We start from the raw sequence: 24,733 nt of genomic DNA, 5'->3' as shown, positions 1-24,733 counted from the left end.
GACTTACCAAACACTCCCTAGGTCGCCCGCCGCGGGGCGCACCTGCTCGTGCAGGTCGAAGCAACCAGCCGACCCTGTTCAGACAACTCAAACGCCTGCCCTGGGCCCAGATCCCCGCCGGGAACCGGACCCGCGACCGCGGTCACGGCCGCCGGGAGACCCGCACCGTCAAAGCCGTCACCGTCACCACGCCCGGCGGCATCGGCTTCCCGCACGCGCAGCAGGCCGTCCGGATCACCCGCACCCGCATCGTCGGAGGCAGAACCAGCCGTGAAGCGGCCTACCTGACCGTCTCACTACCCGCTGGGCAGGCCCTGCCAGTCGACCTTCAGGCTTGGATCCGCCGGCACTGGCACATCGAAAACCGCCTGCACCACGTCAAAGACGTGACATTCCGTGAAGACCAACACCAAGCCCGGACGGCCAACGGACCCGCAGTCATCGCGACCCTGCGTAACACCGCAATCGGCTGGCACCGAACCGCCGGCGCCACCAACATCGCCCGCGCAACCCGTCAAGCCAGCCCGCTCACACGACCTCATCACCGCAGTGACCAGCTAGTCACCCGACAACGCAATGACCCTGGTCTCACGCGTCCTGGGCGCGTTGTAGCCGACGCCTCAGTCGCCGGGCGTCAACTCGAGCCTGAGCTTGTGGGTGACTTCGTCGCGAAGTTCCGCCTCCGCGCCGACTGAGATGGTGCCCTTGTCGGTTACACCGAACACCAACTCGATGATGCCACTCTCAAGCGCGAACGGATCGTCCCCGCCGGCCGCGGTGTTGATCGCGAACCGGATCGTGTCTATGGCGCGGACGAGTGCCTCCTCCACGGCCTGGTCTCGCACCTCGAATCTCGGCGCGCGACCTTTCGGCTGAAGTGTGATCTCGATGGTGTGAGTCCGCTGCGAAGCCCGAGTGACCCCCGCCTTGAGCCTCCAGCCTATGACGGGGATACGAAAGTCGACTCCTCCGCCGACCTGGTCCGTTGCGACGGCGTTCATCGTCAGACGCACCAGTCCGACTCGAACAGCACTGTCAGGGCTTGCTGCTGAAATATTCGCAGCCTTGATGGCGCCCTTCACAGCATCGATGAGCTCACCGATGGGCACCGTATAGTCAGCGACCTCCATTGCCAAAGCAATTCCTTTCAGATTGCCACGGCGAACGGGTCGCCATGGACGGTGTAGGCCAGCCAGGTCGGGTCAAGCAGATCGTCGCGTTTCGCGGTGCGTGCCGCACGGGCAGCCTCGCCGAGTGATAGACCGTCGGTGAGGCTCTGATAAAAGGCAGTGGCGAAGTCGGCGGAGCTGGTGGATCGGACAGCCCAGAGAGTTCCGACAAAGGCTCCTGCGCCCGAGTTCATAAATTGCTGCGCCCATCCCACCATGTTGGTATAGCTGGGCGCGACGCCAGCACTGCGGCATGCATTAATGAATACCACCGGCTGGGTGGTGGCCAGCGACCTGCTGGCTTGGGCGCTGCTCAGCATCCACGGTTCCAGGCTTCCGTCGTCCATTTCGATGCGTGAGCCGTCGTGATCGAACGCGTTGTGACAGGCGAAGTGAGCGGCTCCCATGCGGCCCGATTCGAGAATCTCGAGGAAGGCACTTATTCTGGTAATAGGCTCCCCGCCGCCGACTATGTCTCGTATAGCCGCAATCTCCGCTGCCACGTTGTGTGGTCCTTGAGATGGAACGATGAAATGCGGATCCCGAATCGCTAGCCGAGGCGAACGGAACTGACCGTAGGTGAGCCGGACCACTGGGATGCGCTCGACGAGGAATCCGTCATCATGGCCATGATCGAGCGGATACAGGATCTCCCACGGTATGACATCGTAGTCGGTGGCTATGGTGAGTGCGGTGATGTGCGACCGGATCTGCCAGAACTGCTCGCGGATCACTTCGGGTACCATCTCTTTCCAGAGCCGTACGCCGCTCGCCCGCAGCAGGCGACGCACGGTGACCTCGTCGTGGTGCCTGGTGCCCACGGCGAGTTGTCGCATGGTGTTGAGTGCCTGTTCGATCGCAGTGTCAGCGCGCCGGCCCGCAGGCATGACTACGGGCGGGAAGAGGGCCAGCTCCGAACGAAGTTGGAACTGGTAGTGGTCTCCGGCGTAACGGACCTCCATCGTTGCTTCGCCCGGTCTGGCTCTGTCGGTATGCAGTTCTGCCGCCCTCGAGAGCGCAGGACCCTGTGCCCCTGACTTGGTGACGGCGACTTCGATCGAGAGGCTTGCCAGGAATGATCCGCCAGCCCATGCCTTCAGGTCCATCCGATGCAGACCGGTGTCGCGGGCTACGATCTCGAACCGGCCAGGATCCGGGTCGCCACCCGGCGTAACCAGCATGGTTAGCTGCTGTTGCCCAACGACTTGCAGACTGGGGGTAGGGTGAACGGTCACTGTGACTGCGGTTCCTCCGGGCGCGACAACCAGATTTCTCAGGGAGGCGACAGCTGACCCGGGGTCACTCTGGTGGTATTCCCGTCGGATGCTGATAACGACGCTCATAGCGGCGTTTATCGCTACCTGACTGGGTGCTTCGGCGACCAGGTTTCGTGGTTCGTGGGGTGGCATTCCAGCCGTCACGGTATCGGTGTGTTCATCCCGCTCGGCCGACGAGCCAGGTGCGGATGTGGACTCGGGCAGCGCATCGTGATGGGGTCGGGTGACCGTCTGTTCTCCACTGCCATAGATGTCGGAAACGAGCTTTTCGACATTGACGTTGATCATGTCGAGGTGGCCGCGCTTGGCTAGCTCGCGCAGGACGTCCAACTGCATGTCGAGTATCTCCTGCCGGTCCTCGCGGCCCTCGCGGCGGCTTTCCAGCGCTTGCTCCCGCTCGGCGCGCAGGATTTCGGGTTCCATCTGCCGTCGGCCCGCTTCCTCGCGGTCGAGCTCGTCCAGCCGGTGGTTGTACTCGACGCGGTCGCGCTCGACCTCCGCCATGCGCTCGGCCAGCTCCTTGGCGTCGATCTCGCCCTGAGCCTGCGCGAAGATCATCGCCTTCTCAGGGTCGCCGCCGAACGCGTCGAAGGCGAACTCGACCTCCCGCCGCGCGAGCTTGAGCTGCTCGGCCCGGAGCCTGCTCTGTTCGATGACCGCTCGATCGTGGGCTTGCTCCTGATCCGCCTCTTCGGCGGCGTGCCCGCCACCGCGACGGTGACCGGCAAGCCCCTGCGTATGCCGCTCGGCGTCCTGGCTGTCGCCGGTGCGCTGCCACGCCAGCCGGCGCTCGGCCTCGGCCTCACGGCGCTTCTTCTCGAACTGGTGCAGGTTCTGCGGGGTCAGCACCTCCACGCCGAGGAACCGCAGGTCCAGGCCGTGCACACCCGGCGGCTTGACCTCGGTGTAGGCGCGGATCCGCGCGGTGGCCTCGCGCCGCAACTGGTCGAGGTCACTCATACGCAGGTTGAGCGCGAGATGTCCCAGTTTGCTGTCCCGTTGTAGGTAGGCCAGGATCGACGCGGAGGCCTGCACATTTTCCCGGACCACCTGGGCCGCGTCGGTCACCGTGCACGCGAAGGTGATCCGCATGGTGAAGTTGATGGCCTCGGCCGACGGGATGGTCATCTCGACGGTGACCGGCATGCCGCTGCTGACGTTGACCAGCGAGGCGCAATCGGCCCGGACCAAGTTCTCGTCGTCAGTACGGAACTCACCGCGGCCAACGATGTAGCGTCCCTCTACCCGTAACACCCAAACCTCATGGGTGCCGGCTTTCGGTAGCTGCTCGACATCACGCCGCTTCTTGCCCAGCCCGAGAAGGCCGCGACCCGGGACGTCCTTCAAGAACTCAGTGCGTACCACCGGGTAGGAAGTCATGACTGCCTCTCGGTCTGCCATGGAGCTGGCGCCGGTTGAAGACCTACAGCACAACAAAGGCCGTGACCGGCACGCAATCCCCCAGGTGCAGGGGTCGCGCGTCACTATGTCCCATGAGGCCGGATATCGAACCTGGCACCTGGACCGCTCAGACATGCACGACGGCCGTCGGCAGATTCAGATGCTAGCTCCGCCTTCTCACGCAACTGACCGAAGCGTTCATCCAGGTATAGCTGGTGGTCGCCGACTGTTCGCCATGCGGACAGGGCCAGGAACTCCGACTCACCGTTCTGCGCGAAGACGCCGCCGCACATGCCCGGTGCTCCTGTCATCCCAGGGTTCCATACCTCGGCCTGAGCCTGGACGAAGTGGGCCTGGCTATGCTCTCGCACATGGCAATGCGCGAGCCGTAGCAACGACGCCACGGACAGGCCGACAAGGAGGTCGGCGCCGACGGTGAGAATCTGATCCAGGACGCGTACCCGAATCTCATCGCAGGTGCCTACTTGAGCGGCGGCGATACGGTCATGCCCGCCGCCCATGAACTCCAGGTAGCTGGAGCGACCGCTCCAGAACCCGAAGATCTGCCCGATGCCGGCCGCGTTCCTGCTCCAGCCACTGCACTAGTGCCGTGACCATGAACGTTCACGGTGTTGGATGACACGCCGCCAAGCTGACGGCCGGGCGGTGTGTCGGGGGTCAGGCTGTGGTGGTGGCAGATCCTGTACGTGTGCGGCGGCTCAGTGACCAGGAAGGTCAACTACTGCTGCGTATCACCCGTCGAGGCACGGGTTCACCGATCCGATTACGGCGGGCCATGGTGGTCCTCGCCTCGGCCGGCGGGAACACCGTGCCGGCGATCGCCCGTCTGGTCCAGGCGGACGAGGACACGATCCGGCAGGTCATCCACCGGTTCAACGAGATGGGCATGGCCAGCCTGGACCCTCGGTGGGCGGGTGGCCGTCCCCGCCTGATCAGTAGCGATGACGAGCAGTTCATCGTCGCGACGGCCAACACCCGCCCTGAAGCGTTGGGGCGGCCTTTCACCCGGTGGAGCGTCCGTAAGCTCGCCGAGCACCTCAGCACGCTGGCCGCCCGGTCGATCTGTATCGGGCGGGAACGGCTGCGGCAGCTGCTGTTCAAGCACCAGATCAGCTTCCAGCGGACCAAGACGTGGAAGGAGTCGAACGACCCGCAGCGAGACGTGAAACTGGCCCGTATCGATCATGTGACCAGCAACTTTCCCCAGCGGGTGTTCGCGTTCGACGAGTTCGGGCCCCTCGTGATCCGTCCGCAGGCCGGCTCCGGCTGGGCGCCCAAAGGTCATCCGCATCGACTGCCGGCGAACTATCACAAGCTGCACGGCGTCCGGCAGTTCCACGGCTGCTACAGCGTCGGCGACGACCAGCTGTGGGGCGTCGTCAACCGGCGCAAGGGCGCCGCGAACACCCTGGCCGCGCTCACATCGATCCGCCGGGCGAGACCGGACGGGGCACCGATCTACGTCATCCTCGACAACCTGTCCGCACACAAAGGCAAGACGATCCGGGCGTGGGCAGCCCGTAACAAGGTCGAGCTGTGTTTCACCCCGACCTACGCCTCCTGGGCCAACCCGATCGAGGCCCAGTTCGGGCCGCTACGCACCTTCGTCATCGCCGGCTCGAACCACCCCAACCACCCCGCGCTGACTCGCCACCTGCACCGATACCTGCGCTGGCGCAATGCGAACGCCCGCCACCCCGACGTCCTGACCGCCCAACGCCGCGAACGAGCCCGTATCCGCAGCGAACGCCAACGACGCTGGGGCCAACCCGCCACCCTCGCAGCCTGACCCCAACACCTCAAAGGTTCGTGGTCACGGCACTAGCCCAGGAATGCCGCGAAGGCCAGTCCAAAACTTGCTGGCCACGTCCGAATGCAGCCTGGTCCACTGTCCGACACGTGATCCACTTGACTATCACGAAAGGACGATAGTCGAGACGCCGCCATCCGGATTTGCCGCTGTCCGATCGGCTACTGGCCGCTGCGCCTAGCATGCGGACGAGGTCTGGAGGCTCCCGCCTGCTGGACCTGTCGGGAGCATGGCGCGTGCTCCCTGCGGCTGGGATGGGGTGCCCTATCTTCCTACAGTTGGCCGAACGATCTTGGAGGCTGGGTTGTTAGACGCTCGATCGAGCCTGGCCGACGGTGCGCTGTCGCCCGTCCCGACCTGGGTCAACTCCCTGGGCGGGCCACTGATCGTGGTCCCGGCGTCGGCGCTGGCCGACTGGCACGGTTGCCTGGAGTCCGGGCTGGTCGTGGCAGGCGGCGACGTCCGCGACGACTATGACCGCGCGTGCGAGATTGACGGCCTGGCCGGGATGCTTGCCGTCGGAGAACGTGGCAGACAGGGACTTGTCTTGGCGGACGAGCCGGCCATGACGTGCTATCTGCCGGAGCGTCGAGCCTTTCTCCGGTGGCTGGCAGCTGACTCCCAGGCCGATCTCTTCAACGCCGCGGATACTGTTCTCGCCGATCCCGCCACCGTATGGGAGGAATGCGGCGAGTGGGAGACGGACGGTCCGGCCGTGCTGATGGACTCAGTCAACGCCGGGAGCGAACTGGGAATCCCGTATCCAGACGGAGGTAAACCAGATCATGCCCTCATCTCAATACCGGCGGCCGTCTGGCGCGTTCGTGCGACCTATCGCTGGGCGAATGAGAACACGTGGGTGGGCTTGGTCCAATTGACGTCGCCCTGAAAAGGTGTGGATCAGGAGCGACTGCATGAGAACTCAAGATCATGTGCACTCAAGTAGCCGATAGTGCGTGAGACGGAGCCGGCTCGTCTCATGGGCTGGTCGCTCAGACTGAGCCGACGGACGGTTGCGGCGACGTTGCCTGCAACGCCGGCGCTCTACTGCCGAAGGCAGGTCAGGTGGTCCGCCTAAACCGGCAAGAGATCGGTAAGATCTTTCTCGAGCCTGCTGGTGCGTGATCGAGAGCGAGATGACATGTCGTACGACCTCGCGGTCTGGGAGGGCGAATGTCCTGCGGACCTTGAGGCGGGCCAGGCGTTCGAGCAGTTGTACAGCCAGTTCATCGAATCCCCGGGCGCGACCCCACCAACGCCGGCGATACGCGAATATGTCGCCGCCCTGCTCGCCACGTGGGTCGACCTGACGGCAGACGAAAACGACAGCAGCCCCTGGTCCGCCGGACCGCTCATCAATGAGGCCTCGGGACCAATCATTTACTTCGCTATGCGCTATAGCATGGCCGACGAAGTCTCGGCGGTATGTGCTCGCATGGCCGCCGACAGGGGCCTCGTCTGCTTCGACCCGCAGTGGAATCGCCTTCGCCCTACGGCTGACGAAACCTGACGCACTCATTTGCCGCAGACAATGCGCGTCGCCCGGTACGGCGGCCGACGGGCGGTTGCGGGTACAGCGCCCGCCGGCACGATCAAGAGTACGAGGCCAGGAGTCCGAGTGCCGGTAGGAGCACCCGGATCTCCCGTCGATCGCGCCTGGTGGCTGACTTGAGCTTCAGGAGGAGTTCGACTCAGTCGGGGCCTCATCCGCAGCCACCAAGTTCTTTGACGAGGGAGTCGATCTGCTCCCGGCCGGTGCCAGGCATGCAGATGAGGTGACTCCAGCCCTGCTCGATGGGAAGTGGCCAGCGCGGTCTCAGTGGTTTAGGTAACGGTCTGAGCATGACCGTGAGGGCGTCCGGGTTTCGCCAGCATTCCCAGCCGACGACGGCGAGACTCCGGCGGGCGTAGTTGGCGGCGTCGCGGGCGCGATCGACGCGAAGGCGGTGGCCGGCGGGGTCGTGCCGGGTGATGGCGTGCCAGAGCATGAGGGCGGCAAGGCCGGCCCGTGAGCCGGTGATGGTGGTGTCGCGGCTGCCGATGTAGTCGACGCGCTGCCCTGGCCGGTGCTGTGGGCGTCTGGTGAGGGTGACACCGCACGGGATCGGTGTTCCCCACCATTTATGTCCCGATATGGAAAGGCTGTCGGCGCCGCCGGGTGCGAGGTCGAAGTCGTGCCTGCCGGTGAGGGCGAGCGGTATCCCGGCGAGGGCTGCGTCGGCGTGGATCCACCGTTGTCGGATGCCCGCGGCGTTGAGGGCAGCGTGTACGCGGGGTACGTCGTCGACGGCTTCGGTCATGGTGGTGCCGATGGTGGCGACCACGATGGCGGGCTGGCCCCGGCGGCGTGCTGCCTCGCGTCGGAGGATCTCGCAGTCGAGATGCCCGCGAGGGCCGGCCGGGATCTGCACCATTGGCATGCCGAGCAACCCGCAGATTTTCGGCACGCTGTAGTGGCATGAGCTGGAGGCGTAGATGGTGGCGCGGGGGTACGCGGTCCGGGCGTGGAGCAGGCCGCTCATGGTGCCTTCTGTTCCACCGCTGGTCATGTAGCCGGTCCAGCCGGCTGGTGCGCGGAACAATGTGGCGAACCAGGCGAGCACATCGCGCTCGAGGTCTTTGGCGTGTGCCGGGTAGGTCGTGTCTTCGGCTGGACTTCCGACGTTGTTGATCATGTATCGGAGGAACGGGGCGAGTGGCCGATAGTCGATGTCCACCGCGGCCGGGAAGCCGATGTTTGTAGGCGCTGCGACGGTGAGCCGGTCGAGGATGGCAACCAATCCCGGGTGCAGCGTCGGAGTGGGGGGCAGATGGTCGACGGCTTCGCTGCCCGGCGGCGCGCGGAAGGCCACTTCAGGAACCTCCGGAGGGCAACTACGCCGCGCTTGCTGGTCGACGTGATTGATCATGTCGTCATCCCCGCGGGTTGAAGCGGCCTGCGGACGCGTGATCGCGTCGGTCGGTGGCGGCCGCGGCTGCGGTGGACGACCGGCGCGGCGGCGACCAGCAGCATGGCGAGGGCGGGAAGGATGAGCAGCGCGTTGCCGAGGCCGACGTGCGTGGCGGCGCCGCCGATGATCGCGGGTCCGGTGACGTAGCCGAGGTAGCCGAGCGCGGCCACGCGTGAGAGTGCGGCGCCGGGGCGCGCGGGGTCGAGGTTCCCTGCGGCGGAGTAGAGCAGGGGGACGACGCAGGACAGTCCGGCGCCGAGGCAGCCGAAGCCGATGATCGCGGCGCCGGGTGTGCCGCCGATGAGGCCGACGGCGAGACCGATCCCGGCGGTCAGACCGCAGCAGCGCAGCAGCGCGGCGGGCGCGATGGCGGCGGTGAGACGGTCGCCGGTGAGCCGGCCGATGGTCATGCAGGCGGCGAAGGCGGCGTACGCGGCAGCTGCCATGGCTTGCGAAGCACCGATGCGGGTGAGGTAGGTGCTGCTCCAGTCGGCGGCGGCGCCTTCACTGATCAGTGCGCTGAAGGCGAGCAGGCCGAGCAGCAGGATCCGCGTGCGTGGCCGCCGTTGCGCCGGCGCAGCGGCGGCGCTTGCTGTCGTCTGCTGGCTGCTGGTCGTGGCGGCCGGTGCGGGAATGAGCCGGTGGACGGCCCAGCCGGCGGCTGCGGTGCAGGCCACTGCGATGCCGGCGAAGGCGTCGGTGACGCCGAGGCCGACGTGCGCGCAGGCGGCCGAAAGGGCGGCGCCGGCGACACCGCCGAGGCTGAAGAGGGCGTGAAAGGACGTCATGATCGGCCGCTGGTAGGCGGTCTGGCAGGCGACGGCGGCGGCGTTCATGCCGACGTTGAGGGTGCCGTGCAGGATCCCGAAGCCGGCCAGGGCGGCGGCGAGGGTTGTCCAGGTCGGGGCGTGCGCGGCGATCATGAGTGCGCCGCCGAGGACGAGGGCGGGTGGGATCATGACGGTGGTGCTGCCGTGGCGGTCGATGAGCCGGCCGGCGGCGCGCATGCCGGCCAGTCCTCCCGCGGCGAGGATGAGCAGGCAGATGCTGAGTTTGCTGTCGCCCATTTTGATGTTGTGCTGGATGGCGGGGATCCGCGCGGTCCAGGTGCCGATGGTCATGCCGGCGATGGCGAACATGATGCTGATGGCGATCCGGTAGCGCCGTAGTACGTCGCGGTCGATGTCGGTGTCGGTGTCGTGGTGTACAGCGGTGGTCATGGGGAATCTCCGCGGAGAAGGCGAGAAAGTCGAGGGACATCGGCGCGGCGCCGCCTGCGATTGGCGCCGGGGCCGGTGATGCCGGCGGCATCACCGGCCGATCAGGCCAGCCGTGGTCAACCGACAGTGGCGCAGGCGGTGCCGAAGCTGGTGTAGCCGTTGACCGTGCCCGGCCCGGTGGCACCGTTGTTCCACCAGAACTTCGAGCAGATCTTGGCGCCGCGTCCGTAGTTGCGGTTCTCGTTCCACTGGCCGGTGGTGACCTCGGCGCCCCAGACGGATGTGGAGCAGTAGTTCTTGTCCCGGCCGCCGTTCGAGTCGGCGAAGTGGTCGCCATTTATCAGCACTTGGCTATGGCCGTACCGGCACGTTTTCGAGTACAACCCCACGCGGCTTTTGATCCAGTTGACGTGCAGGCCAGTGCCGTTGACCGCGACGCAGCTTTCGAACGCGTCGCCCTTGCACTTGTCCGCGCTGGCCAGTGCCGGTGTGGCGGCGGTGAGGGTCAGGCCCAGCGCGGCGGCGGCGACAGCGACCACGCGGGTGAACGTTTTCGTCATCAGGTACTCCTTGGAAGGCGGAGATCGGCTCTTTGGGAAGCGGCGGCGGACAGGTGCCGCCGCGGGGGTCTGCAGCCCGCCGCCACGGCGGTCCGCGGGCCGGGACAGCCAGGGAGTGCGGGGTCATGGCCGGGCGGCCGGTGCGCTGTGGCGGTCGGGGCCGCCGCCGGTGGTGGCGGGCATTGTGGTGTGCTGGCGCAGCGCGACGCTCGGCTTGTACTGGCGCCGGTATCCACCGGCGAGCGCCAGGGCTGGCAGGCGGCGGGCGAGGGTGCGCAGCGCGGTGCTCAGTTCCAGGCGGGCCAGGGCGGCACCGATGCAGTAATGCGCTCCGGCGCCGAAGGCGAGATGCTGCCCGAGACGGGCGCGACCGGGATTGAAGACCCTGGGCTGTGCGAACTGGGCGGGGTCGTGGTTGGCGGCGCCGATCAGCAGCAGACACCGGCTACCGGCCGGGATAAGGGTGCCGTCCACGTCGACGTCGGTGGTGGTGACGCGTAGCCACCCGTCGATGGCAGGGCTGTGCCGCAGGGTTTCCTCGACATGAGTGGCCAGGGCGTGTTCGTCATACCCCAGCCGGGTCCACCGGCCGGGCTCGATCAGGGCGTGTTCGAGAGCGTGGCCGAGCGCTCCGGCGGTGGTTTCCCAGCCGGCTCCGGCGATGGTGAGCACGATCGCCGCCGCTTCGGGCACGCTCAGGCGGGCGTCATCGCCTCCCCGGTAGCGCAGCAGGTCTCCGATGACGCCCGGCCCGTATCCTCCGCCGGCCTGTGCGCGGGCGGTGACCGTGTCCGAGCACAGGTGCCACAGCGCGAGGGCCTCGTGGGCGTCGTCGACCTGGGTCTCGGGGTGATGGGCCCAGACGAGGCGGGCGAACGCGTCCGTCCACGCGTGCAGGTCGCCGGCCTGGTCGGTGGGAAGAACGAGGACGTCGGTGATGACGTGCAGCGAGAAGCGGATCGCCGCCGGCATCAGGTCCGTCGCCTCGGCAGCGGCGATGTCGCCGGCGAGTTGGTCGGCGCGGCGAGCGACCAGTGCACCCCAGGCAAGCTCGGCGCGGGCCGCGGTGGTGGGGAAGATGCCGCGCAGCACAGCGCGGATGCGGGCATGCTGCGGCCCGTCGGCGGTGGTGGTGACGGCCGGGGCGTCGAACGCGGCGAGTACGTGGCCGGCTTCGGCGCTGACCGGCATGACTGGGGCCAGGGTGGCGGCGTTGGAGAACCGTGTGGTGTCGGCCAGGACACCCCGGACGGTGTCGTGTCCGGTGATCAGCCACAACCCGAGTTCGGGGTCGTGGCTGACGGCGTGCCCACCGGCCAGGATGCGCTGCCAAGTTTCGGCGGGCTCTGATGTGTACTGGGTGCCGAACGGTGCGAATCGCATAACAGGATTTCCTTCGCGAATCAGGCGGCATGTGGGTGTGCGGTGCCGAGCGCGTCACCGGGCCGTGTGCCGGGGGCGTTGTGGGGTCAGGTGAGGCGGATGCGGTGCCTGGCGAGCCAGGCGTTGATCTCCAGCAGGTAGGCCACAGCGCTGTGCCGGCCGTGGATGGGCTCAGGAGTCCGCGCGAGCAGCGGGTGAATCTGGGCGGGGTCGAGCAGTGGTTGCAGGGGCTGCGACGCGTCGGCCAGGACGGCGAGCATCCGGTCGCGGTGGTTCGCACGCCAGCCCGGCAGCAGATGCGCGCCGGGGAAGGTGCGGCCAGGTAGCCAGGTGACGCTGGCGGGCAGCAGATCGGCGACGGTGTGCCGCAGCAGTCCGAGGCGGACACCGCGCAGGTGCCGTACCGGGTGGGGCATGCGCAGGGTGTGCTGGGTGAGCAGCCAGTCGGCGAGCGGGCTGTGCACGCTCAAGCCGAGGGCGGCGGCGAGTTCGTCGAGGCGCCGCAGCTGGGCGGGCAGCCGGTGGGTCAGGGTGAGGTAGGCGTCGCGGTGCCACGCCCGCCGGGCGTCGCTCAGATCGGCGGGGGCCGGGATGGTGGCGGCCGCGTCGTCGAGACGCCGTTTGACGTAGGCGGTGGGCAGCAGGTGCAGGCGGGCCTCGGCCGTCAGCAGGTCCATCGGTGCGGTGTCATAGCGCTGCCAGGGCAGGCCGGTGGCCTCAGACGCCGGTGACGCCCAGCCGAAGATGGCGTCGGCACCGTCACCGGTGACGATGGGCCCGCCGGCGCCGGCGGCCTGGCGCAGCAGGGTGAACAGGGCGGCGTCCAGGGTGGCGTCGCCGGGCAGGTCGAGGATGCGGCGGGTGGCGGCGGCCATGTCGATCAGCTGGTCGGCGCTCGCGGCGACCAGGCGGTGATCGAGGCGGAGGTGCCGGGCGATACGGGCGGCGGCGGTGACGTCCGCGCCGACGCCTGGCGGCAGGCCCCACGGCCCGGCCAGGGTCAGGGTGTACGCGGCAGGCCGCCGGTCGGCCGACGGGTGCGGGGCGGTGAAGGCGGCAGCCGCCGCCGAGGCGATGCCGCCGGACAGCAGCACCGCACGGGCCGGCTCGGTGCGCAGCGGGGCGGTGGCCTCGGCCAGGGTGCGCCGCACCATCCCGGCGGCCGCCGTCTCGTCGACGCCGGGATCGGGTGCTTCGGCCTGCCAGTGGAAGTGCCGCTGGCTGCGGACGCGGCCGGGGATGACTTGGGTGAGGTGTCCGGGCAGCACCTCGTGCGTGCCGTGCACGATCGCGTGCCCGGGGGTGCGGGCCGGGCCGAGGGTGATCAGCTCGTTGAGGCCGTCGCTGGTGACGACCGGATCGACGCCCGGGTGGGCGAGCAGTCCGCGGACCTTGGTGGCGAACGCCAGGCTGCCGTCGCGTAGCGGCTGGTAGAACCAGGTTTTGACGCCGAGCGGGTCGCGGATCAGCAGCAGTTGCCGGCGCAGCTGGTCCCAGATGGCGATGGCGTAGACACCGTCGATCCGGTCGACCAGGAATTGCCCCCACTGGCGGTAGGCGTGCAGCAGCAGGTCGGCGTCGCACGCGTGGATGCGCCGCTGCCCGAGCCGGTCGAGCAGGATGTCGCGGTTGGACAGCCGGCCTTCTATCGCCACGGCGACGTCGGGGTCGGGTCGTTCGGGGTGCCGCCAGTCCGCGTAGCCGGTCTGCGGGCCCTGGCAGCAGAAGCCGGCGGCGCGGCCGAGCCGCAGCAGCATCGGGCTGGCCGGCACCGGCCCGGCCGCGGTGGTCATTGCCGTGAAGGTGGGGGTTTCGTCGCGCAGGTCGGTGGGGGCGTTGACCCATCCGGAGATCGCCATGACGAGGTCCTTCTACTTCTGGGCGGTCAGGCCCGCGCCGGGGCGCCGGGACGGATGCGGGAGGTGTCGGCGGGGCGCCACATCGGCCACAGCTGCAAACCTGCGCCCGGGCGCAGCGGCTGACCGGCCTGGTAGCCGGCCGCAGCGAACAGGTCGCGTTGGGCGGGGCTGCCCGCGATGGCGTGGGCGGCAATGCCGGCCGGGTCGAGGCGGCTGTGGCGGTGGTTAAGCAGGCCGGCCAGCCCGCCACGGTGGGTGCCGGTCAAGACGGCCAGTTCCAGGTGGACGGCGGCCGGCCGGTGCTGGCGCAGCAGGTGGTGATAGCCGAGCAGGGTGATCGCGTGCTTGCCGCAGGAGGCGGTCAACTGGCGCAGCGACCGCTGCAGGCCGGGCCCTGGCCCGGTCCGGTCGATCCAGACCGCCACGGCGCTGCGGTCGGCGAGCAGGTCGATGCGGCCGTGCCGCAGCGCCTGCTCGATCAGCAGCTGGTTCCAGGCGCGCAGGACGGTGGGCCGCTGCCGCGGGTCCGGTACCAGCCACCGCGCGACCGGGGTGCCGATGCTCGTCGCGGTGGCCAGGCCGGCCAGCTCGGCCACGTCGTCGCGGCTGACCGGCACCACCGATGACGGTGCGAGCAGCAAGGGCCGGTCTTCTCGTTCGCCGGTCGGGTCCGGTAGCGCGGATCCGGTCATGGCGGTCAGCACCCGCCGTTCGCCGCGGGCGAGCCGACGGTGATCGTGGCCAGCCGGGCGGTGGCGTGACCGCGGTCCTGGTGCGGCTTATGCAGCAGTGCTTCGCGCACCGCCGGGGGTAGACCGGGCAGGACGACGGTGGGCTTGTCGCGGGCTGACGCGCAGGTGGCCACGGCGATGTCCACGATGACCGCAGGGCGGCTGCCGTCGGCGGGCAGCCGTAGGCGCAGGCCGGTGATGGTGGTGGAGCCATCGGGATTCTTGCGGCGCACGTCGACCACCGCAGCCTGCCTCGACAACCCTGTTCGCAGGCCGGTGACCTGCGATCGCGCAGCGCCGTTGCGGCAGTGCACGCTCACCGTCACGGCGCGGAGCGACCCGCCGGCCACGGTCAGCCCGGACACCTGGCTGCGCGCCTCGCTCTCGCTCGCGGCGATGGCCGACGAGGTGAACTTCGCCAGAGCCGCCGGCGCTTGTGCCAGGGCGGCCAGGGGCAGCAGTCGCTGGGAAGCCGCGATGTCGGTTCCGACCACGGCCAGGCGCAAGGGTGCGTCCGGGCCGTGCGGCGGCGGGGTGGCCGTCGCGACCAGCATCCCGGCGAGAAACAACGGGGCCGCGGCGAGCGCGGCGAACGGAAGAGTCTTCATGACGCGATGTCCTTCGGTCGGTGAGGGCCGGGGTTCGGCCGGGTTCGGGTGGGTCAGGGGTAGATGCGCACCAGGGAGCCGAGCGGGGCCCGCGCCAGTACGGGAAGCGCGGCGGGCGGCACGATGATGCAGCCGGCGTGCGGTGGCCCGGTGTGGACGGCGATCACGCCGTCGATGCCGCAACCGCCGTGTCTGCTGGCAACTGCCAGAGGCAGCACAATCGGGTCCGGCCGGCGCCGTGGGTCACGGGTGACCGCCAGCACGAAGGTCCGCCCCGGCGGGGTCGGCGTGTCGGGGGTTCCGCAGGTGACCGGCCAGCTCTTGGTGATGCGTCCCGCGAAGACCAGCTGGACGCGGCGCGCGGTCACCAGGATCCGGATCTCGTGCCGGCTATGCGCCAGGGTGACCCGGGACGCGTCGACCCACCCGACGGATCCGGCCGGTTGCGACGGCAGCAGAATTTGGATCCAGCCGGCTTGCTCAGCGACGACCGGCAGCCACGCCTGACCACCGGCAAGCGTGGTCCGCAACTGCGCGAACGCCCGACCGCCGGGCTGGTCGAACATCGCCAGCGCAACGGGAGGATGGGCGATCAGGCCTGCGGCGCCGTGCAACCGGTTCGTGTCCCGTGGCGCTGCCGCCAGCACGCTCGCCGGCCGTGCCGCGGGTAGCGCAGCACCATCGACGTAGGCGCCCAGCGGTCCACGAGCCGAGGTTCGCGATGCCCATGTCCGTCCGGCGAGCCGGGTAAGTAGGGCATGGAGCGGGCCGCAGCCGGCGCGGGCAAGGCCCGTGAGAATGGCCTCGACCGGGCGGCGGACGGGAGTCTCAGACGGCATCGAGGAACCTCCGCCCCGGCGTGCCGAGGCCCGTCACTGGGTCCCAGCCGGGCGCCGCCTGCTGCGTGCCGCTGTCGACCCGCACCAGGTAGCTGCCCCGGCGGGCAGTCGTTGCCGGGCGGCTCACGATGCCTGCGGTGACGTGCCGGACGTCCTCGACCAGCGGCTCACCGGGCGTAGCTCGGCTGTACAGCAGTGGGGCGGACAGCCCGATGTGTTGTGCGCTGTCGGCTTGGGCGAGCGCCGCTAGGGCGGCGACGATCGGGGTGGACAACCCGGTGCCGCCAGCCGGGCTGGCCCGGTATGAGCCGGTACTGGATTGGCCAACCAACAGGCCGGTGAACGGTTCAGCCAGTCCTGCCACGTCCGGCACTCGCCGGTATGTGCCGGGCACCATGGCCTGCCAGCGCGGTTTGGTTTCGTGCAGGCTCGGCCCGCCGTCAGGCGCCGCGATCACCGTCAGCGTCCAGCCGGCACACCTGCGCACAGACGTCGGCGCTTGTCGCGATGTCTCGATGCTTATGCCGGGCCGCTGGTTACCACGGCTCGGGAACTCGTTTACAGTGCTGGAAACCTCGTTCACGCCTTCGACCCTCGGCCACCGCCGACGTCGTCGATAGTTGGCTCCGGTGGTCTGCGGTGGTCCCGCGTGGTCCCGGTCAAGGGCCGGCGTGGTCGAGGCGAGCAAGGTTCCGGCTGCGTTCGGCGTGGCTGGGCGCAGGCCGCGGCGAAGTCGTCGCTCGGCTGTGACTCGGGGGGTCAGCAGCGGATGAGTGTGATTGTGCGGCAGGTGCTGCCGGCGGACGCGGGTGTCACACTGCCGGCAACTGTGCGCCAAGCGCTGGTGGACCACGGTCTGGCCTGCAATATTGCCGCGGCCGCCGTCAACCAGGCTGCCGTGCTGGATCAGCAGGCCAATGCCCGCGAGGACGATCTTCAGGTGTTAGGCCGCGGCGACCAGGTCAGTCGAGCAGCCGCGGACATCGCCGAGGCGACGGATCGGTTCCACACCCTGGCGCTGGTCGCGCTGGCCCGAGCCGCGACCGCTTACGCGGTGTGCGCCTCGCAGCTCGCTGCCCAAGTTATCGCGGGGGAGCAGGTGACTGATGCCGAGTGCCCGGCCGGCAGGTTGAAACCTTCGGACGTCATCACCGCGGCTGGCCTGTATCTGCCTCGGCTGATTTTCACACCGCGCCACCAGGACGAGCAACAACAGGTCGCCGACCTCAATGCCGACGTCCGGCGTTCCTACGCCGGATTGAACAACGTGATCACGCATCAGCTGCACGGAGTCGATGCCGCCGTCTACGACGACCTGGGCGCTGCTGCCGCGCTCGACCCGACTGTCGATGTCCCTGAGGTCTTCCCCGGGGCGATCTACGACTACGCGGCCACCGTGTCGTGGACGGTCGGCATGCTTACCGGCGTGGCGGAGGACGTCTGACCGGGCCGGGCCCCTGCTGCGGGGACGCGTTGCCGTCGATTGTGCGGCGGGCCGCGGGCCGCGTCGGAGATGCCGGACTGCTCTTGCGCCATACGAAGTCGGGATCTACCGGCACGCCGAGAGCGGCAACGGTCGTTTCCAGCGTCTCTGCCAGCAGGTGCGCGTTCTCCTGCGAGACGCCCTTCTTGCCGCGTTCCCATTTGCTGATCATGCCTTTGAGAGCTTCGACGGTCGCGGATCCGCCGTAGTCGGCTGCGACCACGAACATCCGTTGCGCGAGTGCCAGCTGTGACCATCGTCGCGCTTTGCGCGCTCGGCGCAGGCGACGGCCGAATGGCAATCCATCGGGCGGTGTTGCAGGCTCCGAGTTCGGCCGCTTAGTCATCGTCGATCGGTCATCCCCCGTTTGTGGCGTCCCAGTCGGACGACGAGTGTTGTCGGATCAGTCCCGAAAAAGAGGTAGTCCGGCCGCCGTAGCGGCCGGACAGCTAGCTTCTATTGCGGCGATCAGGCGTGCCACCAGTCAAAACACCGGAGCCTGATCACCTCTGTCGCTCATGCGTCGCCGGTGATGAGCTCGTCATCTCATGAGGAGATCTCAACCTCGGGAAGTCGTTCATTCTCAGCGCTCGCTGGCCACGTGGCCTTCATCGAGGGCTGCGTTCTTGCTGGTGAGGTCAGCGTGTCCGGATTGCTGCCCACCAGCCGACGCTGAATACGCCAGCGCGGCGGGCACTATCGAGTGCCCGTTTTCCGTCCTGGAAAAGTTCGCCGGACGGCCCGTCGTAAGTCAGCCACCGCTCGCGGTCGGCCGGAGGCGTCGATCCCCAGCACGGTTCGCCCGCGAACTCGTCCTCGGCATGGGTGACCTCGAACCCGGCGGCGCGCATCATGTCGGCGTAGGACTCCACTGTTCCGAGGCCGGCGAGCCGAATGTACTCACACACCGGATCGATGATCTCCTCGATCTGTTCCGGCGCCTGGTAGCTGCCGTACGGGCGCTGTATCCAGTCCAGTCCGACAAGCCGGCCACCAGGGCGCAATACGCGGAAAGCCGCGGTGAAGAATGCCTGCTTGTCCGGTAGATGGCAGACCGACTCCAGGAAGATGACCGCGTCGAAACTGCAGTCGGGCCACGCCAGTAGGGTCTTGTAGTCCTGGTCACCAAGGGTCAGGAAGTTGACCTGAGCGTCCAGACCGTGCTCGGTCGCCAACGCCCTCGCCTGCTGGCTAAGCGATTCGGTGTTTGACACCCCGATGAAGTTCGCACCGGTCGACTTCGCCATGGCGACCGTGGCGCCGCCCGGCCCCGATCCGAAGTCGAGCACCCGATCGCCGGGCTGAATCCTGGCCAGCCTGGTGAGGCGCTGCTGCATGGCGAGCGCCGCGTCCCGGACAGACCCGCCCGTCTTTTCGACGTCGCGGTCGCCGTGGTGCCAGATGTCGCCCATGAGGCTCACATAGGCCTGTCCGGCACCTTCACCGCCGGGTCCGTCACTGTAGAACAGGCGGACTTGTTCCTCATGCGTTACCGCTGTAGTCATTCCCTCGGTCCTTCCACCGACGCGTCCCATAGAGCCAGCAGCCATCTGGTGTGCTGAAGTCCTGGCCGCATTGTTGTGGATCTATTCGCCATCGCGCATCGGCCGATCTACGTAGGAAGGCAAATTCGTCTACGTAGGTAATCGCTTGCCGGGCCCAGAGGGACGTCCGCCGAGGGCCTCCCGGTCAAGACGGGTACCGGCCGCTATACGCATCGTGCGAGACTGCGATTCGGACGCGGATCATGCTGTGGCTGGCGTCGCAGGGAGGGGAGCATCGTGGATGGACCGGGCTCAGAAGCTGTCGCGCCGGACCTGCTGGATGTGGCCGCCCTGCTTGATGAGGTTCTCAGCAAACCGTGGCACCTGCAGATCCTGCGGATGCTCGGCGACCGCCCGTCGAGGTATGTGAACATCGTGTCGGCGTTGTTGGACGCTCCCGAGCCTCCGAAGAGTGAGAACCAGGTCAACGTCACCCTCCGCGAGATGCGCAAGCTCGGCCTGGTGGAGAAGGCTGATGCGGCCAAACAGGCGCCGTGGGCTCTCACACCGACCGGCGTTCGTGTTCTCGCGCAGAAAGACGGCGTCGATCGCCACCTGTGGGCGGTGCGTAGTGAGCACGACGACTCGGCAGAGCTGGCAAAGCTGTCTCCGAGTGACCGCGAGACGATCCGACCTGACGTGCCACACCCTGCACGCCGGTACAACTACTGGCTCGGCGGCAAGGACAATTTTGCTGCGGATCGGGCGTCGGGCGATGAGCTGGAGAGACTCTTTCCGGGGGCGCGGATCGGGGCCTTAGCTAATCGAGAATTCTTGGTTCGCGCTGTGCGCTACCTGGTCGCCGAGTGCGGCATCCGGCAGTTTCTCGACATTGGCACCGGATTGCCGTCTGCCGGCAATACGCACGAAGTCGCTCAGTCGATAGCCCCGGAGAGCCGCGTCGTCTACGTCGACAACGATCCCCTGGTACTGACCCACGCGAAGGCTCTGCTCACCAGTTCTCCTGCTGGTCGGACCGCGTACATTCAGGCCGACGTGCGGCAACCCAGCACCATCCTCAACAGCCCGGTGCTCCGCGAGAACCTGGACCTGAGCCAGCCGGTCGCCCTGATGATGGTCGCTGTCCTTCACTTCATCCCCGGCGAGGGCGCCGCCAGGCCACTCGTCGAGGAACTCCTTGACGCTCTCGCGCCCGGAAGCTTCCTGATCGTGACCCACCTCACTCACGACTTCACCCCCGCCGAGATCGTCGAAGCCCACAGAACGCTGCAGCGCCAGGGCCGCAGCGATTTCTGGATGCGCAGCAAGACCGAGTTCACCGAACTATTCAGTGGCCTCAAGCTCGTGGATCCCGGGGTAGTAACTACCACTGAGTGGAGGCCGGATTCCGTCATCTCTGACGTGGACCTGCGTGCGGTCACCGTTTGGGCGGCGGTGGGACGTAAAACGGTCCGCAAGGCGGAGCAGACCCTCATCACGCTCGTCAGCCGCTCACCTCTTGAGCACACACTTCGGGCGCTCGCCGACGGTCCCACCCGTTACACCGATATCCGCGCCAGGATTGTGAAGCAGGGCGGCCGGGCGCCGCTGGCGGGTCAGCTCAACAAGGTGCTAGGGGAGCTCACAGCGCTGGGATTGATTGGCAAGGAGAGTTCCGGCGACGGCCAGAGCGCTTCCACCCGCGCCCCGTGGACGCTTACCGAGCAGGGACGGTCCGCGCTGCAGGACTTGGAACTCTATCGGCGCTTGAGTCGTACAGAAATCGTCCCATTGGGCGACGACGAGCCGACGCCCGACGTCGAGCTGAGCCAGCACCAAGTGACTCGTGTGGCCCAGAGCCCAGGCACGGCGACTGCGGCATCGCGCAATCTTGAGGAACAGGTCGCGAAGTTCAACCTCGCCGAAACTCAGCCGGCGCGGCGCTACAACGCCCTGCTCGGCGGGAAAGACAACTTCGCGGTCGACCGGGCAGCGGCCGCCAAAATCCTTGAGCGCCACCCCGCCGCCGGGGTCAGCGCCGTCGAGAACCGGCTCTTCATGCAGCGCGCAGTACGGTTCTTGGGCAGTCGTGGCATTCGGCAGTTCCTGGACATCGGTACGGGGATCCCGGTCTCCCCCAATACCCATGAGATCGCGCAGGAGATCGACCCTACAGCTCGGGTGGTATATGTCGACAACGACCCGTTCGTGGGCGTCCACGCGCGTGCGTTACTGACGAGTTCTCCGGAAGGCAGGACCGTGTACCTCGATGCCGACCTGCGCGAGCCTCGTGCCATCCTCGATGCCTCCGAGTTGCGCAGTGTCCTGGACTTCTCGCAGCCAGTCGGACTGCTCCTGGTCGCGGTCCTGCACTTCATCCGCGATGACGACGATCCCCGCGAGATTCTCGGCATGCTGGTCGGTGCGCTGCCTCCGGGCAGTTTCGTGGTCGCGTCGCACGCGACGCCCGAGTACATGCCGCCAGAGCAGGTGGTCGCCTTGCGCTCGGTCATGGAGAGGCAGTGGAGGGACCGCACCGGCACTGAACTCAAGGCCTTGTTCGACCTGCCGGACCTTGAACTCATGGAACCTGGCGTGCAGTCGGTAGCCCACTGGTGGGGCGACGAGGCACCCAAACCCCGGCCACCGGTGGAAGATGTCGTGTCCAACGGAATCGTGGCCGTCGTTCGCCGCTGAAAGGCTGCAGTCCTACCTCCTTGGCAGGTTTGGTGCTCATCTGCGACGCAGGATCCACCTCCGCGATCCGACAACCGGGCGGATGTCCCAGGCGCCGGCCGTAATTCCCGGATGCTGGCGACCCCACCGTCACCAGGTGCAGCAGAGCCGCTCGTGCTACCGGTGTTCGGGTGATCGGGCCGTCCGCAGTAGCGGGCGCAAGAGATCTGCCCGAGTCGCTCGGCCAGGCACGCCACAGCGAGCGTTGGTGGCGTGGATCACACTCTAGAAATGACGCTTCGGCAATGACGTTCCTGAAGAGACGCTCTATGCACGCCGTAGAAAGATTTTCTCCGATGCGGTAAAACCGAAATATGTTTCGCGAACGCGCGGAATCCCCGAGCCCGCTGCTCCAGTTGCTCCAGTTGCGTACGTGAGCCCGAACGACTCCTCGGTCACTGCCACCACCGCCGACCCCGCAGCAGACGGAAATCGAGATCCGTATGGAGCAGACCAGGCTCGACCCCGAGCTCCGCTCGCCGCACGGATGTCACTCATACTTCACGGAAGGCGTCGTGGGCAGCGATACACGATCCGGTAAATCGATCGCCGACGGCAACCTGCCCCCATGGGATATCGAGCCGTTCGTCGGACGGGACGACGTGCTGACCGCTGCGTGTTCCCTGCTTGATGATGCCCGGCTGGTTTGTCTCACGGGACCTGGAGGGATCGGCAAAACCCGGTTGGCCCTGCGTGCCGCCTCCGCAATGGGCGGTGCTGCCGTTGACGGCGCTTGGATCATCGACTTCGCGGGATTCGATGGGCGAGACGACCGCTCTCCCGAACGGCTTTATGCGCATGTCGCCCTGGCGCTCGGTATTCGTCAGCACGGTCCGACCGACCTCGGTGTGCTGGTGGGGTATCTCCGTTCGCGTCGGGCGCTGCTGATTCTGGACAGCTGTGAGTATCTGCTGCCGCAGCTAAGAGACCTCGCCACACAGCTGTTGCAAGCCACGCCCAATCTGCAGATTCTCGCAACCTCCCGCCAGGTGCTGGGGATCTACGGCGAGCGCGCTTTGACAGTTCCCCCTCTGTCGAAGGCCGATTCCGTAAGCCTGTTCACTCAGGTGGCCATCGCGGCCGGCGCGCCGCCGACGGCCCTGGCCGACACCACTGCTCTGTCCCGGCTCTGCCACCAGCTCGATGGGCTACCCCTGGCGATCCGCCTGGCCGCCGTGAAGACACGCAGCCTCTCCCTGCCAGAACTCATCGACCGTCTCAACGACCGGTTCCGTCTGCTCACTGACTCGACCCGCGCCATCGATGACCGACACTCAACGCTAAGCAAGGTCGTCGATCTCAGTTACGACATGTGCACCGACAACGAGCAACGCGTCTGGGCCCGCGCCAGCGTGTTCGTGGCACCCTTCGACCTCCTCGCCGCTGAAGCGGTAGTGGCCGGCCCCGACATCGACCCCGGCACCCTCGTTGACCTCATCACCGGCCTGGTCGACAAGTCGGTAATCACGGTCGACACCACAACCAGCCCAGCTCGCTACACCATGCTCGGCACGCTACGCGAGTACGGCCGTCGGCAGCTTGACGCAGTCGGCGAGGCATCGGCGGTGCAAGCCCGGCACCGCGATCACTACAGACGCTTCCTCGAACACGCTGTACGCACCTGGCTCAGCCGCGAGGAACTGACCATTCTGGCCGACGTCCGCAGGGAACTCCCCGACGTCCTCGCCGCGATCGACCACAGCATCACCGACGACGACCTCGCTGCCGCCCGCGCACTCAGCCGCGACCTGGTCCGCTCGCGGGCGCCGTTCTTCATGGGCTTCCTGAGTTTGGCAGGCGCCTACCTACGCCGGGTGATCACCGCCTCCAACCCCACGCCAGCTGATCCACAGGACGCCGCCGACCTCGCAGCCACCATCGCCGCAGCCGCCTGGATCGCCGCCACCCAAGGCCATCGAGATGACGCCAGGACACTGCTGGACTCCGCCGACTCCCTCCTATCCAGCCACCAACTTCCGGCACTCGCTCCCGTGCTGTTCGCCCGCGGCGGCGGAGACACCCTGCTTACAGGCGACCGCAATGCGATCGGCTTACTCGCCGAGGCGCGCGCCCGCTTCGCGGAGCCCGCCACCGTCGGCGACAAGCACATGACCACGATGATGTGGTCCATCGCGCACGCCTTCGCAGGCGATATCGACGACGCCGAACAATCGAGCCGTGACTACCTCAACGAAGCGGAACAGGCCGGAGCCCCCTGGGCGATCTCATGGGCACTGTGGGCCTCGGCGCTGGCCGCCCTTCAAGGTGGCCGCCTCAAACACGCCACCAAGGACATCGGCCGCTGCCTGGAACTACAGCGCTCGATGGACGACCAATGGGGCCAAACATGGTCCATTGAACTCTGCGCCTGGATCATCGCCGCCCGACTCGGCGACGCACCTGACCCCACTGCCGAAGCCCACCGCGCAGCGTGGCTGCTCGGCGCCGCCCGCGCCCGCCAACAGAAGCTCGGCGTTGACCTGACCGGCCTACGCCCTCTCGCCAAAGGGCACGCCCACGCCCACACGCTCCTCAGCCCGTTCTTGAGTAACTCAGCGGTAGAACAGATCGCGCAAGGCGGCGAGCAGGCCCACCATGACGCTGTCGACGTCGCGCTCGGCGGACGGATCCCCCGCCGCCTCAACACAACCGCCACCGACACCCTCACGGAACGCGAAAGCCAGGTGGCCAAACTCATCGCCGAGGGATTCACCAGCCCGAAAATCAGCGAGCAACTCAATATCTCGACACGCACCGTAGACGCCCACATCCGCAACATCATGGGAAAACTCGGCGTGCACACTCGCGCCGCCATCGTTGCCCGGCTAGACAGAGGCGTCTCGTGACCAACCCATACCCGGAAGCAGTAGATCAGGCACCACAGAACCTCGTGCCGCTCTCCCGGGCACGCCGGTGGCTGCGGTCCGGCTAGTCCGCTCCCACCGCGCGCACTCAATCGGCGCGCTCTACACAGTCGGCTGGTGCAGGCAGCGACTCGGCAGGCACCTTACCGGTGACAGCACGGTCGCCGCGCGATCCCGGATTTGAGGACTCCGAGTGTGGCACTGCCAGCCGAGGAGTCGAGCGATCCAGATCGAGTAGGAGGGTGACAGGTGACAGATGCCTGCCCGTTTGACGGTGTTATCGGCCCCGTGCGCGCACCACGTGCACGCGCGCACGTGCGCGTAAAGCCGTCAAGCG

The 24,733-nt window shown here is 67.5% G+C and carries 20 protein-coding genes and 1 pseudogene; 7 read left to right on the top strand and 14 right to left on the bottom strand.

Annotated elements, in window-relative coordinates; genetic code table 11:
• Positions 1 to 695: ISAs1 family transposase (locus Ato02nite_RS24975; protein ID WP_246607389.1), on the top strand; the 695-nt coding region annotated here is incomplete at its 5' end.
• Here the strand turns inward: Ato02nite_RS24975 and Ato02nite_RS24970 are convergent.
• The 3 genes and pseudogenes from Ato02nite_RS24970 to Ato02nite_RS53070 all read right to left on the bottom strand — a co-directional run.
• The gene (locus Ato02nite_RS24970) at positions 621 to 1,130 is read right to left on the bottom strand and encodes a trypco2 family protein (RefSeq protein ID WP_213009041.1); all 510 of its coding nucleotides are present in this window, start codon (positions 1,128 to 1,130) and stop codon (positions 621 to 623) included. The genes Ato02nite_RS24975 and Ato02nite_RS24970 overlap by 75 nt on opposite strands.
• Before the next feature lie 17 nt (positions 1,131 to 1,147).
• The gene (locus Ato02nite_RS24965) at positions 1,148 to 3,826 is read right to left on the bottom strand and encodes a CHAT domain-containing protein (RefSeq protein ID WP_213009040.1); all 2,679 of its coding nucleotides are present in this window, start codon (positions 3,824 to 3,826) and stop codon (positions 1,148 to 1,150) included.
• 104 nt (positions 3,827 to 3,930) lie between these two features.
• Positions 3,931 to 4,434: pseudogene (locus Ato02nite_RS53070) on the bottom strand (hypothetical protein); the annotation flags it as partial.
• Between the two features lie 104 nt (positions 4,435 to 4,538).
• On the opposite strand from Ato02nite_RS53070, the gene Ato02nite_RS24955 reads away from it, so the two are divergent.
• From Ato02nite_RS24955 to Ato02nite_RS24945, 3 genes are all read left to right on the top strand, one after another.
• Complete coding sequence (locus Ato02nite_RS24955) at positions 4,539 to 5,657, top strand: IS630 family transposase (protein ID WP_246607388.1); 1,119 nt, start codon at positions 4,539 to 4,541, stop codon at positions 5,655 to 5,657.
• Positions 5,658 to 5,970: 313 nt separating this feature from the next.
• Positions 5,971 to 6,567, top strand: a complete 597-nt coding sequence (locus Ato02nite_RS24950; protein WP_246607387.1) for an Imm21 family immunity protein — start codon at positions 5,971 to 5,973, stop codon at positions 6,565 to 6,567.
• Positions 6,568 to 6,819: 252 nt separating this feature from the next.
• A complete protein-coding gene (locus Ato02nite_RS24945; RefSeq protein ID WP_246607386.1) occupies positions 6,820 to 7,188 on the top strand; it encodes a hypothetical protein in 369 nt (122 codons plus the stop codon).
• A 193-nt stretch (positions 7,189 to 7,381) separates the two neighbouring features.
• Here the strand turns inward: Ato02nite_RS24945 and Ato02nite_RS24940 are convergent, their stop codons facing one another.
• The 9 genes from Ato02nite_RS24940 to Ato02nite_RS24900 all read right to left on the bottom strand — a co-directional run bounded on the left by Ato02nite_RS24940 (position 7,382) and on the right by Ato02nite_RS24900 (position 16,412).
• The gene (locus tag Ato02nite_RS24940) at positions 7,382 to 8,587 is read right to left on the bottom strand and encodes a histidine decarboxylase (protein WP_213009037.1); all 1,206 of its coding nucleotides are present in this window, start codon (positions 8,585 to 8,587) and stop codon (positions 7,382 to 7,384) included.
• Positions 8,584 to 9,849, bottom strand: a complete 1,266-nt coding sequence (locus Ato02nite_RS24935) for an MFS transporter (protein ID WP_213009036.1) — start codon at positions 9,847 to 9,849, stop codon at positions 8,584 to 8,586. The genes Ato02nite_RS24940 and Ato02nite_RS24935 overlap by 4 nt, the downstream gene beginning before the upstream one ends.
• A gap of 116 nt (positions 9,850 to 9,965) precedes the next feature.
• Positions 9,966 to 10,409 (bottom strand): hypothetical protein, encoded by a 444-nt coding sequence (locus Ato02nite_RS24930; RefSeq protein ID WP_213009035.1) that lies wholly within the window; start codon positions 10,407 to 10,409, stop codon positions 9,966 to 9,968.
• Positions 10,410 to 10,532: 123 nt separating this feature from the next.
• Positions 10,533 to 11,792, bottom strand: coding sequence for a cytochrome P450 (locus Ato02nite_RS24925; protein WP_213009034.1), 1,260 nt, complete (start codon positions 11,790 to 11,792; stop codon positions 10,533 to 10,535).
• An 86-nt stretch (positions 11,793 to 11,878) separates the two neighbouring features.
• Entirely contained in the window at positions 11,879 to 13,651 is a 1,773-nt protein-coding gene (locus Ato02nite_RS24920; RefSeq protein ID WP_213009033.1) for an asparagine synthase-related protein, read from the bottom strand.
• 26 nt (positions 13,652 to 13,677) lie between these two features.
• The gene (locus tag Ato02nite_RS24915; protein WP_213009032.1) at positions 13,678 to 14,343 is read right to left on the bottom strand and encodes a hypothetical protein; all 666 of its coding nucleotides are present in this window, start codon (positions 14,341 to 14,343) and stop codon (positions 13,678 to 13,680) included.
• A 5-nt stretch (positions 14,344 to 14,348) separates the two neighbouring features.
• Positions 14,349 to 14,990 (bottom strand): hypothetical protein, encoded by a 642-nt coding sequence (locus tag Ato02nite_RS24910; protein WP_213009031.1) that lies wholly within the window; start codon positions 14,988 to 14,990, stop codon positions 14,349 to 14,351.
• A gap of 53 nt (positions 14,991 to 15,043) precedes the next feature.
• On the bottom strand, positions 15,044 to 15,829 hold the full coding sequence (locus Ato02nite_RS24905) for a L,D-transpeptidase (RefSeq protein WP_213009030.1): 786 nt from the start codon (positions 15,827 to 15,829) through the stop codon (positions 15,044 to 15,046).
• Positions 15,819 to 16,412 (bottom strand): S8/S53 family peptidase, encoded by a 594-nt coding sequence (locus Ato02nite_RS24900; protein WP_213009029.1) that lies wholly within the window; start codon positions 16,410 to 16,412, stop codon positions 15,819 to 15,821. Before Ato02nite_RS24900 ends, Ato02nite_RS24905 begins: the two co-directional genes overlap by 11 nt.
• A gap of 186 nt (positions 16,413 to 16,598) precedes the next feature.
• Here Ato02nite_RS24900 and Ato02nite_RS24895 point away from each other — a divergent pair, with 186 nt between their 5' ends.
• Positions 16,599 to 17,273 carry a hypothetical protein gene (locus Ato02nite_RS24895; protein WP_213009028.1) on the top strand — a complete coding sequence of 225 codons (675 nt, stop codon included), beginning with the start codon at positions 16,599 to 16,601 and terminating at the stop codon, positions 17,271 to 17,273.
• On the opposite strand, the gene Ato02nite_RS24890 is transcribed toward Ato02nite_RS24895, so the two are convergent.
• Both Ato02nite_RS24890 and Ato02nite_RS24885 read right to left on the bottom strand, forming a co-directional pair.
• Positions 17,248 to 17,535, bottom strand: coding sequence for a helix-turn-helix domain-containing protein (locus Ato02nite_RS24890; RefSeq protein WP_213009027.1), 288 nt, complete (start codon positions 17,533 to 17,535; stop codon positions 17,248 to 17,250). The genes Ato02nite_RS24895 and Ato02nite_RS24890 overlap by 26 nt on opposite strands.
• 415 nt (positions 17,536 to 17,950) lie before the next feature.
• Positions 17,951 to 18,817 carry an SAM-dependent methyltransferase gene (locus Ato02nite_RS24885; protein ID WP_213009026.1) on the bottom strand — a complete coding sequence of 289 codons (867 nt, stop codon included), beginning with the start codon at positions 18,815 to 18,817 and terminating at the stop codon, positions 17,951 to 17,953.
• A 276-nt stretch (positions 18,818 to 19,093) separates the two neighbouring features.
• On the opposite strand from Ato02nite_RS24885, the gene Ato02nite_RS52855 reads away from it, so the two are divergent.
• Positions 19,094 to 21,493, top strand: a complete 2,400-nt coding sequence (locus Ato02nite_RS52855; RefSeq protein ID WP_307853963.1) for an SAM-dependent methyltransferase — start codon at positions 19,094 to 19,096, stop codon at positions 21,491 to 21,493.
• 482 nt (positions 21,494 to 21,975) lie between these two features.
• Complete coding sequence (locus tag Ato02nite_RS24870; RefSeq protein ID WP_213009025.1) at positions 21,976 to 24,378, top strand: helix-turn-helix transcriptional regulator; 2,403 nt, start codon at positions 21,976 to 21,978, stop codon at positions 24,376 to 24,378.
• The last annotated feature ends 355 nt before the right edge of the window (positions 24,379 to 24,733 follow it).

It is taken from the genome of Paractinoplanes toevensis (assembly GCF_018332695.1).
In the GTDB taxonomy this organism is placed as follows: Bacteria; Actinomycetota; Actinomycetes; order Mycobacteriales; family Micromonosporaceae; genus Actinoplanes; species Actinoplanes toevensis.
This window is presented reverse-complemented; position numbering and strand designations above follow the sequence as displayed.